This is a genomic window from Bradyrhizobium sp. 147 (assembly GCF_023073935.1).
GTDB lineage: Bacteria > Pseudomonadota > Alphaproteobacteria > Rhizobiales > Xanthobacteraceae > Bradyrhizobium.
Genome location: NZ_JADPKL010000061.1, coordinates 141,389 through 155,374 on the forward strand (window position 1 = coordinate 141,389; position 13,986 = coordinate 155,374).

General features: G+C 64.2%; 13 protein-coding genes and 1 pseudogene. 6 read left to right on the forward strand and 8 right to left on the reverse strand.

Annotated features, from left to right (window positions below):
- Positions 1 to 29: 29 nt before the first annotated feature.
- The 4 genes and pseudogenes from IVA87_RS13900 to phaZ form a co-directional block, all read right to left on the reverse strand.
- A complete protein-coding gene (locus IVA87_RS13900) occupies positions 30 to 1,103 on the reverse strand; it encodes a hypothetical protein (RefSeq protein WP_247333897.1) in 1,074 nt (357 codons plus the stop codon).
- A gap of 95 nt (positions 1,104 to 1,198) precedes the next feature.
- A pseudogene (locus tag IVA87_RS13905) lies at positions 1,199 to 1,825 on the reverse strand (monooxygenase); the annotation flags it as partial.
- 171 nt (positions 1,826 to 1,996) lie between these two features.
- Positions 1,997 to 2,446, reverse strand: a complete 450-nt coding sequence (locus IVA87_RS13910) for a cupin domain-containing protein (protein ID WP_024339447.1) — start codon at positions 2,444 to 2,446, stop codon at positions 1,997 to 1,999.
- 265 nt (positions 2,447 to 2,711) lie between these two features.
- Positions 2,712 to 3,935, reverse strand: coding sequence for a polyhydroxyalkanoate depolymerase (gene phaZ, locus IVA87_RS13915; protein ID WP_247296011.1), 1,224 nt, complete (start codon positions 3,933 to 3,935; stop codon positions 2,712 to 2,714).
- 169 nt (positions 3,936 to 4,104) lie between these two features.
- Between phaZ and IVA87_RS13920 the strand changes: the two genes are divergently transcribed.
- Complete coding sequence (locus IVA87_RS13920) at positions 4,105 to 4,761, forward strand: glutathione S-transferase family protein (protein ID WP_247296013.1); 657 nt, start codon at positions 4,105 to 4,107, stop codon at positions 4,759 to 4,761.
- Positions 4,762 to 5,052: 291 nt separating this feature from the next.
- Here IVA87_RS13920 and IVA87_RS13925 read toward each other — a convergent pair whose 3' ends face one another.
- The gene (locus IVA87_RS13925; RefSeq protein WP_247278387.1) at positions 5,053 to 5,277 is read right to left on the reverse strand and encodes a hypothetical protein; all 225 of its coding nucleotides are present in this window, start codon (positions 5,275 to 5,277) and stop codon (positions 5,053 to 5,055) included.
- A 185-nt stretch (positions 5,278 to 5,462) separates the two neighbouring features.
- Between IVA87_RS13925 and IVA87_RS13930 the strand changes: the two genes are divergently transcribed.
- Positions 5,463 to 5,819, forward strand: a complete 357-nt coding sequence (locus IVA87_RS13930; RefSeq protein WP_247296016.1) for a hypothetical protein — start codon at positions 5,463 to 5,465, stop codon at positions 5,817 to 5,819.
- A gap of 9 nt (positions 5,820 to 5,828) precedes the next feature.
- Here IVA87_RS13930 and IVA87_RS13935 read toward each other — a convergent pair whose 3' ends face one another.
- On the reverse strand, positions 5,829 to 6,932 hold the full coding sequence (locus tag IVA87_RS13935) for a mandelate racemase/muconate lactonizing enzyme family protein (protein ID WP_247296018.1): 1,104 nt from the start codon (positions 6,930 to 6,932) through the stop codon (positions 5,829 to 5,831).
- Between the two features lie 176 nt (positions 6,933 to 7,108).
- Between IVA87_RS13935 and IVA87_RS13940 the strand changes: the two genes are divergently transcribed.
- The 4 genes from IVA87_RS13940 to IVA87_RS13955 all read left to right on the forward strand — a co-directional run bounded on the left by IVA87_RS13940 (position 7,109) and on the right by IVA87_RS13955 (position 11,521).
- Positions 7,109 to 7,942: an AraC family transcriptional regulator gene (locus tag IVA87_RS13940; protein ID WP_247296019.1), complete on the forward strand. Its 834-nt coding sequence runs from the start codon at positions 7,109 to 7,111 to the stop codon at positions 7,940 to 7,942.
- Positions 7,943 to 8,082: 140 nt separating this feature from the next.
- Positions 8,083 to 9,009 carry an SMP-30/gluconolactonase/LRE family protein gene (locus IVA87_RS13945; protein WP_247296021.1) on the forward strand — a complete coding sequence of 309 codons (927 nt, stop codon included), beginning with the start codon at positions 8,083 to 8,085 and terminating at the stop codon, positions 9,007 to 9,009.
- A gap of 155 nt (positions 9,010 to 9,164) precedes the next feature.
- Positions 9,165 to 9,758, forward strand: a complete 594-nt coding sequence (locus IVA87_RS13950) for a GNAT family protein (RefSeq protein ID WP_247296023.1) — start codon at positions 9,165 to 9,167, stop codon at positions 9,756 to 9,758.
- Positions 9,759 to 9,874: 116 nt separating this feature from the next.
- Positions 9,875 to 11,521 (forward strand): GMC family oxidoreductase N-terminal domain-containing protein, encoded by a 1,647-nt coding sequence (locus IVA87_RS13955; protein WP_247296025.1) that lies wholly within the window; start codon positions 9,875 to 9,877, stop codon positions 11,519 to 11,521.
- Between the two features lie 1,175 nt (positions 11,522 to 12,696).
- Here the strand turns inward: IVA87_RS13955 and IVA87_RS13960 are convergent.
- Both IVA87_RS13960 and IVA87_RS13965 read right to left on the reverse strand, forming a co-directional pair.
- Positions 12,697 to 13,539, reverse strand: coding sequence for a MoxR family ATPase (locus IVA87_RS13960; RefSeq protein WP_247333898.1), 843 nt, complete (start codon positions 13,537 to 13,539; stop codon positions 12,697 to 12,699).
- Positions 13,540 to 13,635: 96 nt separating this feature from the next.
- Positions 13,636 to 13,881: a GlsB/YeaQ/YmgE family stress response membrane protein gene (locus IVA87_RS13965; protein WP_247296028.1), complete on the reverse strand. Its 246-nt coding sequence runs from the start codon at positions 13,879 to 13,881 to the stop codon at positions 13,636 to 13,638.
- Positions 13,882 to 13,986: the final 105 nt, after the last annotated feature.

The window sequence follows — 13,986 nt, forward strand, 5'->3', positions numbered from 1 at the left end:
AACGTTGGGTAGCGGTTGCAACCGAACCCTCAGCGCGCCCTGATCTCGGCATATTTCGCCATGGCCCGCTCGAACTTCCGATTGAACAGCCACATCGCAGCGAGAATCTCGCGGAAGCTGGCCGAGCTTCGCGATCGATCGGCCTGCCCGAACGCGAAGATGCTGTTGTTGCGCAGGTGCTTCATGACCGTTGGACTGGACACCCGGTAATTCAGGAGATCCCCCGACTTGAGCGCGGATCTGGTCGGGGTGGGCACGATCTGGATCAGCTCGAACAGCTTCATCTGGTCGATCGGGTCGGGCAGCGTCTTCACGATTCCCGGAATCTCCTGGAACAGATCGGCATGCGCGTTCATCAGGCCGTTGCGCACATTGGTCCAGTGATTGAAGCGGTGATCGATGCCGCGGGCGCGCGCCTCCTCCTTGTCGTCCCGCGCGCTCAGTTCGGGATCGATCGCTGCGATCGCGCCCTTGAGGGCTTCCCATTTCCTGCGGCCGTTGCGGTCCTCGGAGGGGCCGGTCTGGAAGCTGCCCATGTAGGTGTTCGAGCGCGCATTGCGGACATTCTGCTTGCCGTTGGTCTCGGCGAAGAACAGGCCGAGGCTGATGCGCCCCGCGACTTGCGCGTGTTCAGGTGCAAGCCCCTTGGCGCGCGCGATCGCGAAGGCGAGATCGGCGACGTCCTTGAACGGCGTCGGCGAGTTTTGCGCTCCGGCGGGCGGTGCCTCCATGATGTCGAACAGCCTCGAATATTCGTCGATCAGCGGCTCGAGATCTGCATCGAAATAGGCCGGAGGAATTTCGAGCTTGTTGGGCTTTCCGATTCTGGACGGAATGGCGTCGGTGAGATCCTTGTAGGTGCTGATGACGGCGATGCGCGCCAGGTACAGCGCCTGGCCCGGCAGGTTCGGCAGCGGCTGCTTCGCCTCGATCTGGCGCCGCCGCTCGGCCAGGATGGATTTGAAATCGGCCAACGCCCGCTCGTAGGCGGCGAGCGCCTCGGATTGCCGGGACGTGAGCACGCCCTGCTGTCCGCTGGCGGGTGCCGTGACAAGGAAGGCGAGCGCCGCAAGCGCTCCGGCGGCAAGACGTCTGAACTCCATGGCCGGTTCCTGTCGATTCGTTGGCCAGGAAGATCGTAAGCATCGGACGCGCGAGCTGGCGAGCTGCAAATCTCGCTCGGCCCCGATTCTTCCTCTCACGCCGCGCGATAGTCCGGCGCCGTCGCCAGGAACTTGGTATAGGCATCCGCATCCGGCGGCGAGAGGCGCCCCTTGAGCCCGCCGCGCTTCTGGTTCTTCGCGCCGATGTCGGCCATCAGCTCGTCGAAATGACGGTAGTGATAGGGCGCGACGCACAGGCCGCCATAGACGCCCGCGGCCGGCCGTTCGACACGCTTGAAGTGCAGCATCATCTCGATGTTGTCGCGCATCTGCGCTGCCGTCGGTTGTTTGGCGAGCTGCCCGTCCGCATAGCGCACCAGCCAGTTGGCGGCGAGATCGGCGCAGAGTACGGAACAGAACGACGAGTTGAAGCCAACGAAGCCGAGCTCGGGCAGGTCGGGGTTTGCGATCAAACGATAGAGCCGGTACTGCCCGTCGGCATCGACCAGTTTCTGCTGATAGGCCGCGGGCAGGAACGGCACGCCGAGCTTGTAGCCGATCGCGAGCACGGTGATATCGGCTGCAACGCGCTCGCCGCCGCTCATCACGATGCTGTCGCCGTCAAAATGATCGAACGTGCCGAACACCGCCTTGATGCGGCCGTCGGTGACCATCGGATAGAAGCCCGGCGTTGCGATCGGCACCGAGCAGTTGACGCCGTCGCCTTTGCGGCGGCCAGGGCCGGAGACACCGGCGCCGATCACGGAGACATGCTTGGGGCTGACCATGGGATTACTCGCAACCAATGTGTTTCGCGCGCAAGCGGCAACGATTGGCCGCAAGGCGCGGCCGCCGGAGCTGCAAGCTGATGAAAGTGGATGGGACGCGGACGCCTAGTCGTTGGCCTCGGGCGGCAGGAAATCCACCTCGTGCAGCGCCGAGATACGCACCACTTCGGCAGGGTCGGTCAGATTGTGCAACTGGTTGAAGAGCGCCTCCAGCTTCTGCATCGGCGAGACCCAGAACAACGCGCGGCAGGGCTTGTCGGACTTGTTGAAATAGCCGTGCGGGATGCCGCGGGGCATGCGCACGAGATCGCCGGCGTGGGCCTTGACCCATTGGCCGTCGAGCTTGAGGTCGAGCGTGCCTTCCTGCACCAGGATGAATTCGTCCTGGGTTGGATGGATGTGCACCGGCACGAACTGGCCGGGATCGCTGTTGGTTTCGAATGCGAAGGTGGAGTCGGTGACGGCTTTGGGGAAATAGACCTGACCAAGGATGTTCCAGCTCTTGCCGCCATAGCCCGTGCCGTTTGCGGTAATGCCCTTTTCGAGTGCAGTCATGCTCGCCTCCTGATGGATTCCGGCCGGGATGGAGCTTCGGCCACTCGTAGCGGCCTGTCTATCCGCCAAACGAAACTGCACGCGCCTATTGCCGTGCAGCACGACGGTTTTTCGGAATGCCCTTTTCGCCTCTGCGTAACTACTATAGGCTTAAAGCAATCCGTGACGCGAAGCGCGGATTACCAGCCGTCTCGCCGGCGATATCGCGAAGTGTCGCCCGGCCATTTCGTTCAGGTCTGGGGCGAGGAATGGTCCGTCTGAGTCTTCACGAATTCACGTGCACGAAATCCCGCAGCAGCGGATAGATCTCATTGTTCCAGCGCTTGCCCGAGAACACGCCGTAATGGCCGACGCCGGCCTGCATGTGGTGGACACGGCGGTAGGCGCGTACGCCGGTGCAGAGCTCCTGCGCGGCGAGCGTCTGGCCGATCGAGCAGATGTCGTCCTTCTCGCCCTCGACCGTCATCAGCCCCATGCGGCTGATGGCCTTGGTATTCACCGGGCGTCCCCGATGCATCAGTTTGCCCTGCGGCAAGAGGTGCTCCTGGAACACGTCGCGCACGGTCTCGATGTAGAATTCCGCAGGAAGGTCCATCACGGCGAAGTATTCATCATAGAAGGTCTTGATGCTGGCGGCCTTCTGCTTCTCGCCCTTGGCGATGTGATTGGCGAGGTCCAGATGCTGCTTGATGTGGCGCTCCAGATTCATCGCGACGAAGGCGGTGAGCTGTACGAATCCGGGATAGACTTTGCGCAAGGCGCCGCGGCACTGCACCGGCACGTAATTGATCAGGTTGCGCTCGAACCACTCGATCGGCTTGCTCTTGGCGAATTCGTTGACCCTGGTCGGCTGGATGCGGGTGTCGATCGGTCCGGCCATCAGCGTCAGCGTCGCCGGCCGCGAGGGGTGGTTGTCCTCGCACATGATCGCGGCGGCTGCGAGCGCCGAGACCGATGGCTGACAGATCGCCACCATGTGGGGGCGCGGGCCAAGCTGGCCGAGGAATTCGATGAGATGCTCGGTATAGTCGTCGAGCCCGAAGCGGCCTTTGCTGCGCGGAATGTTGCGCGGATTGTGCCAGTCCGTGATGTAGACGTCGTGGTCCTGGAGCAGCGTCTTCACAGTGCCGCGCAGCAATGTCGCGAAGTGGCCCGACATCGGCGCCACCAGCAGCATGCGCGGCTGCTCGCCCACGCCGTCCTTGCGAAAGTGCAGCAGCGAGCCGAACGGCGTCGCGCAGGCGATCTCCTCGGTGACGGGAATTTCCCGATTGCCAACCATCACGCTGTCGATGCCGTAGGCCGGCCGATCATAGGTGAGGGTGGAGCGCGAGATCAGCTCGAGCGCCGCCGAGAGCCGGCCGATCACCTGATCCGACGCGCCCTGCGGCACCAGGTTGAGGAATTTGAGCGCGGACGAGGCTCCCGCCCGCCATGGCGCGGTCAGGTCCATATGGTTCTGGAAGGCCTGATAATACATCGACATCATACTGAAACGCCCACCTGACCCCTTGCCATTATGCAATATCGAAGCCAAGCGGGAGCTGGACCGCCCGAAAAACTGGCACATCGCTTGCTCTTCATTTTCAAGGAAGCACGGCTCATGGGCACGCCCGCGGGCCGGGCGGGTGTCGAGATCAGGCGTAGGGAAGGGCCAAATGGCGAAGGCGACACTGACCATCAGCAGCAAGAACTACTCGTCCTGGTCGCTGCGTGGCTGGCTGCTGGCGAAATTTTCCGGGCTCGATTTCGAGGAGATCGTCACCGCGCCGGATGATCCATCCGCGCGCGCGGAAATCCTGCTGCTGTCGTCATCGATCCTGGTGCCGTGCTTGCGGCACGAGGGCGCCGTGGTCTGGGATACGCTGGCGATCGCCGAATATCTCAACGAGGTGATGCCGGACGCCGGGCTGTTGCCGGCCGACCGCATTCAGCGCGCACATTGCCGCTCGATCTCAGGCGAAATCCATTCCGGCTTCGCCACGCTGCGGGCCTCGCTGCCGGTCAATTTGAAAGGACACTTTCCCGGCTTCAAGATCTGGTCGCGCGCGCAGGCCGACGTCGACCGCGTCTGCTTCATCTGGCGCGACTGCCTGGAGACATCGGGCGGCCCCTTCCTGTTCGGCGAGCGGCGCACCATGGCGGATGCGATGTACGCCCCCGTGGTGACGCGCTTCATGACGTATGACGTCAAGCTCGCGACGCCGCTGAAGGCCTATGCCGACACCATCATGGCCATGCCGGAGATGCAGGAATGGATCGCGGCGGCGCGGGCAGAGCCGGCCGAGATCGAGGAGCTCGAGGTCGAATATTAGGCAGGTCTCGCGCTGTCTTGCCTGTTCCGGCGGCTGGGGACCGTCGCCCGGCAGGCACGCGGCTTGCCCCACCATGTCCCTGACGCGGTTAACTTTTGCCGCCGATAGCCGGCCCAAATCCAATCTTGCCCTGCGCAGATCTTGTGCGCGCGAACCGGCCGGCTCGCGACATCTAGCCGTGAACAGGTGCGTACGGGGCGCTACGGCCGATTCGGACGTGATTCGTTCGGGCCGCGTTCCGAAGGTTAAGGCGAAGCGCGGCCCCGTCGCATTTTGAAACACGGATCGCCGTCAGGCGGCCCCGCGCTGCTTCATGCGGGGCAGGCGCCAGCCGATGACGGTTGCTTCGACCGCGATGCCGGCCTCGTGGTTCTGCCAGCGTCCCTCCACATAGCGGCAGGCGAACGGCAGCTGATACGTTCCGCTGTGATCCTCGCACAGCACTTCGAGTGGCAGGCCAGCTGGTGGTTCTCCGGCGCCGTCGAATTCCGCCAGACGTCTATCGCGCGTTGCCATTCCAAAAATCTCCCCTAAACAAAGCCGCGGAAAGAACGCCCACTTCTTTCCGCGTGCCGATCATCGTTCCCCGTACGAGGGAACGGGCGCAAGCTCAACGCGAGAATGCGGTACGAGTGTGGTAGCCTCACGCGACTGCGCGCAAACGGCGCACATTGCCGTGATCGATTTGACGAGGAACCTTCATGCTGCTTCGAAGCGCCGGCGTTTGTTTCGCAATGCTGCTGCTCGCCACACTGGCGCCGCTGCCGCTGCACGCGCAGGACGTGCCCGGCATCGAGATCTGCACGGTCGAGAAGACCATGGAACGGCGCACGAGCTGCCTCCAGAGCAATGTCGACTTCCTCCAGAAGACCATCACCAAGCTCAGCCTCGATCATCAGCAGAGGCTGGATGCGGCCAATCGCCAGATCGACGCGTTGAAGACGAACCTCGCCGGCTTGCAGAAGACGCTCGCCGATCTCCAGGCTGCGCAAGCCAAGACCGCCGACGATCTGAAGAAGAAGCAGGATGCGCCGGCGGCGAAGGACGCCGCGAAATAGGCGCGGCGATCAGATGACGCGATAACGCTCCATCACGCCGCGATCCGGCTCGTAGCCAAGTCCAGGGCCGCTCGGCACTGCGACATGACCGGTCGCATCGACAACGGCGCGGCCGCCCCAGAGGCAGGCCTCGCGTTTCAGATAGAACATCTCGACGAGCCCGTCCTCGCGCGTCGCCAGCAGATGCAGCGTCGCGAGCAGGCCCGGACCGAAATAGGGGGAGTGCGGGACGATCTTGACGCCGAGCTGATCGGCCAGCGCCGCCACCTTCACAAATTCCGTGATGCCGCCGACCTTGATCACCGAGGGCTGGGCGTGGCTCACCGCGCCCGCATTCATCATCTGGCGGAATTGATATTCCGTGCAGGCATTCTCGCCGGCGGCGATATTCAGCCCGCCCTTGCTGCGAACGTCGGCGAGCGCAGCAAAATCCTCCGGCGGCCATACCGGCTCCTCCAGAAACATGGGTCTTGCGTCTGCACATGATTTCGCGAACGCAATCGCCTGCTCGCTCGTCAGCGGGCAGTTCATGTCGACCATCAGCGGAATGCTGGGCCCGATCGCCTCGCGTGCGGCGAACACGGCGGGTAGCGTGGTCTCGTGCAGCTTGATGGCGCCATAGCCGAGCGCCAGCGCCTTCCTGCATTCGCTAGCGATGGCCTCGGGCGATCCGATCCGTAAGAGGCTCGCATAGGCCGGGATGGCCGTGCGTCTGGTTTCGCCGAGCAGGCGGTGGACCGGCACGCCCTCGATCTTCGCGGCAAGGTCCCACAGCGCGATATCGAGCCCGGAGATCGCGAACATGGTGATGCCGTAGCGGCCGAACAGATGCAGATTGCGCTGGATATGCTCCATGACCCCAGGGATGCCGGCCGCATCAGGCACCTTCAGCCCGCGCGCCTGCTGTGAAATCATCTCCTCGACGGCGCTGCGCGTGGTGCGGGGGCAGACATAGGCGAAGGCATCGCCCCAGCCGGTCAGCCCGGCATCGGTCGTGACCTCGACCAGCACCATGTCGAGGGCTGTGATTGCGGAAGCGCCCTGGCGGAAGCTGGCGACACCGGCGTCATAGGGGATGCGGATATGGTGCGCCCGCACATCGGTGATTTCCATGACGCGGTTCCTCCGTGCTTTCTCGTGAGCGGTTTCAGGCAGTGTAGCCACGAACGCGAGGGCGTTGCCAGTGGCCATTCCCGGACTATCCTCATGCGAGGACAGCAACGCCGATCAAGCGAAGCGGGCATGACCGGCGCATCATCGCCGCGTTTCGAACGAGGGCCTGAATCGCCATGAATCCAGCCCAGCGCGCGCTCTGGTATGTCGAGAGCCATCTGGCCGAGCCGATGACGCTCGACGAGATCGCGGAGATATCCGGCGTGTCGCGGTTCCACGTCGTGCGTGCGTTTGCTGCAGCCACCGGGCTTCCGGTGATGCGTTACGTGCGCGCGCGACGGCTGACGGAAGCTGCGCGCAGTCTTGCCAACGGTGCGCCGGACATCCTCTCACTGGCGCTGGAGGCGGATTACGGCTCGCATGAAGCATTCACCCGCGCGTTCCGCGACCAGTTCGGCACCACGCCCGAAGCGGTGAGGGCGGCAACATGCGTCAGCCACCTCAAGCTCCAGGAGCCGATCCTCATGGACTCCACCATGCTCGACCATCTCAAAGCCCCGCGTTTCGAGACCGCAAAGGCCTTCCTGGTCGCGGGTCCTGCCGAACGCATCTCCTGCGACAATGGCGCCATCATCCCCGGCCTGTGGCACCGTTTTCACCAGGAGGTCGCCGACATTCCCGCCCGCGTTGGTAATGTCGCCTACGGCGTTTGCTGCAATGGCGATGATGCCGGCAATTTCGACTACATCGCCGGCGTCGAGGTCGCCGATTTCTCGGACCTGCCGCGTCGCTTCGGCCGCATCCGCATCCCCGAGCAGCGCTACGCGGTCTTCACCCACACCGACCACGTCGCCTCGATCCGGCGCACGGTCAACACGATCTGGAATCAGTGGCTGCCGGCATCCGGCCTCAAAGCCGCAGACGCGCCGTCCTTCGAGCGCTACGATGAGGCGTTCGATCCTGCAACCGGAAATGGCGGCTTCGAGATCTGGGTGCCGGTGAAGGCGTAGGGCTTCCGCAACGCTGGCATACCATCCCGCTTGCTTGGCAAGCGCCGGTGACTTTGTCATAACCGCCGGCAAATCTTGCGTGTGGGGCCCGTGCCGGACATCCCGTGCAAGTCATAACAAGCAGCCGGGAGGGTCCCAACATGTCCAACGTCCGCGTTCTCGCCACCGACCTCGAATTTCCAGAAGGGCCGGTCGTGATGCCGGATGGTTCGGTCGTCCTGGTAGAGATCCGCGGCCAGCGCCTGACCCGCGTTCATGCCGATGGCCGCAAGGAGATCGTCGCGAAGGTGCCGGGCGGCCCAAATGGTGCTGCGCTGGGTCCCGACGGCAAGATCTACATCTGCAACAATGGCGGCTTCTCCTGGATCCCGACCCGCAACATGATCATGCCGGGCCCGCAGCCCGACGACTATCTCGGCGGCTCGATCCAGCGCGTCGATCTGCAATCCGGCAAGGTCGAGACCGTCATGACCAAATGCGGCGAGCACGATCTGCGCGGGCCCAATGATCTGGTGTTCGACAAGCAGGGCGGCCTGTGGTTCTCCGATCTCGGCAAGCGCCGCGCGCGCGAAATGGATGTCGGCGGCATGTATTACCTCAAGCCCGGCATGAAGGAGATCGTGGAAGCCGTGCACGGCGTGTTGCCGGCCAACGGCATCGGCCTATCGCCGGACGAGAACACCGTCTACATCGCGGAGACGCCGACGGCTCGGCTCTGGGCCTATGAGCTCTCGGCGCCGGGCACGCTCAAGCCGCGCGAGGTGATCTATCGCGGCGAACGGGGCAAGCCGATCTGCGGCCTGGGCGGCTACCAGATGTTCGACTCGCTCGCGGTGGAAGCCAATGGCAATGTCTGCGTCGCCACCCTCGTCTCCGGCTGCATCTCGGTGATCGCGCCCGACGGCACCCTGGTGGAGCAGGTGCCGACCGGCGACCGCGTCACCACCAACATCGCCTTCGGCGGCCCCGAGCTGAAGACCGCCTACATCACGCTATCGGGCAAGGGCGAACTGATCGCCATGGACTGGCCGCGCGGCGGTTTGCCGTTGAATTTTTTGAACAAGTGAATGTATCTGTGCCGATACATCCGTCGTCATTCCGGGATGCGTGCGCCAGCACGCAGGCCCGGAATCCATCGGGCCTCAGAGTTTGTGGTTGAATGGATTCCGGGCTCGCGACTTCGTCGGGCCCCGGAATGACGGCGGTCATTGTGGAGTGAGAAATGCCCTGGCCCGATCCCATCACCCTGCGTGGACAGCACGCCCGTCTCGAGCCGCTGTCGCATCAGCATCTCGAGGGGCTGGTCGAGGCCGTCAAGGACGGCGAGCTGTCGAAGCTCTGGTACACCGCGATCCCGCTGCCCGAGAACATGGGCAAGGAGATCGACCGCCGCTTGGGGCTGCAGGCCGCGGGCTCGATGCTGCCGTTCACCGTGTTCGACGCCGCCGGCAGGATCGTCGGCATGACGACCTACATGAACATCGACGCCGCCAACCGCCGCGTCGAGATCGGCTCGACCTGGTATGGCAAGAGCGCGCAGCGCGGCCCGCTCAACACGCAATGCAAGCTCCTGCTGCTGCGGCACGCCTTCGAAACCCTGAACTGCATCGCGGTCGAGTTCCGCACGCATTTCTTCAACCACCAGAGCCGCCGCGCCATCGAGCGCCTGGGGGCCAAGCAGGACGGCATCCTGCGCAGCCATCAGGTCGCGCCGAACGGCAGCTTGCGCGACACCGTGGTCTACAGCATCACCGCGGCCGAATGGCCGACCGTACAGGCGCATCTCGAATTTCAACTCAACGACAAGCCGCGCTAGTTATGATGTACACTGGTCTTGCGGTGCGCTCGATCACCTCTCCCCGCCGGAGAAGTGATCGCGAGCGCCGCTGCACTTTACCCAATTTCACGACACCCTAGGGCGGCTGAGGCACCATGGACAGATTTGATTATGTAATCGTCGGCGCGGGTTCCGCCGGTTGCGTGCTCACCAGCCGGCTCAGCGAAGACCCCAACACCAGCGTCTGCGTGCTGGAGGCAGGTCCTTCCGACTGGCATCCCTACATCCATTTGCCGGCGGGCTTCATCAAGACCTTCCACATGAAGAGCATCAACTGGGCCTACCAGCAGGAGCCGGGGCCCTGGACCGGCGGGCGCAGCATCTACGCGCCGCGCGGCAAGACGCTCGGCGGCTCGTCCTCGATCAACGGCCACATCTACAATCGCGGCCAGCGCATGGATTTCGACACCTGGGCGCAAATGGGCAATCGCGGCTGGGGCTATGCCGACGTGCTGCCGTACTTCCGCCGCCTGGAGAAACGCGTCGGCGAGGGTGAGGACACCTATCGCGGCCGCGAGGGCGGTCTCACCGTCACCACCATGGATTGGCGCGATCCGCTCTGCGAAGCCTTCATGGAAGGCGCAGTGTCGCTCGGGATCCCCCGCAATCCCGATTACAACGGCAAGACCCAGGAGGGCGTCTCCTACTGCCAGCGCACCATCAACAAGGGTTTGCGCGTTTCCGCCGCGACCGCATTCCTCAAGCCCGCGATGAAGCGGCCCAACGTGCATGTGCACACCCATGCGCACGCCACCGAAATTATCTTCGAAGGCAAGCGCGCCGTCGGCGTGCGGTATATGAAGGGTGGCCGCGGCGGCACGCCGGTCGAGGTGCGCGCCAACAAGGAAGTGATCCTCTCGGGCGGCGCCTATAATTCGCCGCAGCTGCTGCAGCTCTCCGGCATCGGCTCGCCCGATCTGTTGCAGGCCCACGGCATCAAAGTGCGCCACGCGCTCCCCGTCGGCGAGGGCCTCCAGGACCATTACGCCCCGCGCACGGTCGCGCGCGTCAAGGACATCAAGACCATCAACGAGCTTCGCCGCGGCTGGCGGCTCTGGGTCGAAGCAGCGAAATGGGCGACGGCACGCCGCGGCCTGCTCTCGCTGTCGCCGACCATGGTCTATTGCTTCTGGCATTCCGGAGAGACCGCAGAGAGCTCCGATCTCCAGCTTACCTTCACGCCGGCCTCCTACAAGGAAGGCGTGCAGGGCCAGCTCGAGGACGAGCCCGGCATGACGGTCGCCTCTTGGCAGCAGCGCCCGGAAAGCCGCGGCTATGTGCGCATCCGCTCCAGTGATCCGTTCGCGCCGCCGATCATCCAGACCAATTATCTTGACGCCGAGCTCGACCGCCGCGTCATCGTCGCCGGCATGAAGCTCGCGCGCAGACTTCTCAAGTCCGCGCCGCTGTCGCCTTATTACGCCTACGAAGATTTCCCCGGCCCCAACGTCAACACCGACGAGGAATTTTTGCACGCCGCCACCCAGCGCGGCACCACCACTTTCCACCCCGGCTGCACTTGCCGCATGGGTCCGGCGGATTCCACCTGGGCGGTGGTCGATGACCAGCTCCGCGTCCACGGTCTCGAAGGCCTGCGCGTCATCGATGCCTCGGTCATGCCGCGCATGATCTCGGCGAACCTCAACGCCTCCACCATGATGATCGCCGACCGTGCCTCGGACCTGATCCGCGGCAAGCAGCCGATGGAAGCCGCGCGGATACCGGAGGCGGCGGTCGCCTAGGAAGGTCCCGTGCCCCGACGCAGCGCGGCGCTCTCTAGGCGATGCGAAGCATCGTCCGGGAGCGGTGCGTTGCAGAGCCGGGGGCCCATCTCACCACCGATCTCAACGCGGCTCCGGGGTCCCGCTCTGCGCAGCAGCGTCGCACGCTGCAGCGCGTCCGGGACACGTGTTCGTTGCAACTCGCTACGTCGGGCAAAACACCCTGCGGCGCTGTCAATCCCTCCCCGCAAAAATATTCGACTTTACCGAAATTCGGAATTGCGGCATAAGTCGAGACAGCCCGGCCCGATGATGAGGGGCGTCTCGCCTGTCGTTCGAAACGCGGGCCGGGTTGCGGTGGACGCGGCAGCGTCGGCACGCGAGGTCAAGGGCAGGGCGGATTGCTCTCCGTGAGCCCGAGGCCGCGTGCGGACGAGCGGCGCTGTCAGGTTCGTCTCGCCAGCATTCTTCCGGCAACGTCGACAACGCCGGAGGATCATGCGGCGAAAAGCGGGCCGTGCGTACGGCAAAACCGTGTGGTCCTGGCCGTCGTTGCTACGGTCAAGCCCTGGCGAATGCGGCATGCGCGTCAACCGGCGCGGTGTCGGCGACTTTCGCTGGGGTGAGGGAGGCCAGAAGGAATTCGGCTCCCGGGAGAGCGCGGCATAAGCCGTCCAACCACTGCGCAGGGAAGGCCGTGTGTTCGGCTTCACCTGTATGCCGCTGTGCAGTTTTTCTGCGTGTGCCTTCGCACAGCGGACCGTGGGTGCCAGCCGGCATCCGGCCTTCCCTGCGCCCTCTCGGCTTTGAGGGTGGAGCGACGAAGCGAAGCTTGGGCGAACGCGCCGCGAGGCGGCGGACGTGTGTCTGCAACGCAAATGCGAATTGGAGAACGACGCCGATGCCGCTTGCTCCGTCATTGCGAGCGCAGCGAAGCAAATCCAGACTGCCTCAACGGAAAGATTCTGGATTGCTTCGCTGCGCTCGCAAGGACGATGGGGAGGCAGTGGTGCGTCATACTGTACGCGCGTGCCCCGGACGCAGCGCAGCGCTTCTTCAGCGATGCGCTGCTGAGCCAGGGCCCATGTCTGCGTATTGCACCGTGTCCCCTCTGGGTCCCGGCTCTGCGCAGCAACGCACCGGACGATGCTTCGCATCGCCGGGAGCGTTGCGGCGCGTCCGGGACACGAGAACCTCTACACTTCCCGCCGGCTCAGGAACGCCAGCCGCTCGAACAGGTGCACGTCCTGCTCGTTCTTGAGCAGCGCGCCGTGCAGCGGCGGGATCAGTTTGCGCGGGTCGCGCTCGCGCAGCTGCTCGGCGCTCATGTCCTCGTTGAGCAAGAGCTTGAGCCAGTCGAGCAGTTCGGACGTCGATGGCTTCTTCTTCAAGCCGGGCACCTCGCGCACCTCGAAGAAGATGCGCAGCGCCTCTTCGACCAGGCGTTTCTTGATGCCGGGGAAATGGACGTCGACGATGCGGCCCATCGTGTCGGCGTCGGGGAATTTGATGTAGTGGAAGAAGCAGCGGCGCAGGAAGGCGTCCGGCAGCTCCTTCTCGTTGTTGGAGGTGATCATCATGATCGGGCGCTGCTTGGCCTTGATTGTCTCGCCGGTCTCGTAGACATGGAATTCCATGCGGTCGAGCTCGAGCAGCAGGTCGTTGGGGAATTCGATATCGGCCTTGTCGATCTCGTCGATCAGCAGCACCGGGCGCTGCTCGCTGGTGAAGGCCTCCCACAGCTTGCCGCGCTTGATGTAGTTCCTGATGTCGGAGACGCGCGCGTCGCCGAGCTGGCTGTCGCGCAGGCGCGACACCGCGTCGTACTCATAGAGGCCCTGCTGCGCCTTGGTGGTGGATTTGATGTGCCAGGTCAGCAGCGGCGCATTCAGCGCCTTCGCAACTTCCTCCGCCAGCACCGTCTTGCCCGTGCCGGGCTCGCCCTTGATGAGCAGCGGGCGCTCCAGCACGATCGAGGCATTGACGGCGACCTTGAGGTCGTCGGTCGCAACATAGTCCTTAGTGCCGGTAAATTTCATTGGGTGTCCTTAGGTAGTTGTCAGCGGGGGGCGCCGGCCCCGGCCGCGACAAAGGAACGGCCGCACATAGCGGCCGTTCCTGGTTCGGTCAGGCTTTCAGACCCGTTTTATCAGCGAAAGGATGACGAGCACAATCACTGCCCCGATCGTCGCGTCCACGATGGCGCCGACCGTGCCGGTGGCGAGCGCAATATGCAGCTGCGGCAGCACCCAGCTCGCGACCAGCGCGCCGATGATGCCCACGACCATGTTGCCGATCAACCCCAATCCCGCCCCGTGGACAATCTTGCCCGCCAGCCAGCCTGCGATCGCGCCGATGATGAGCGCGGCGACAATTCCCATTGCAAACGTCCCCAAGACGGCCCCGTATGGCCGGCAATTCTAGAGCAAAAAGCCACCCGGTCCAGCGTGCCGCGGCGTTCTCCGCCCCTTGACGTTCGGCACCCG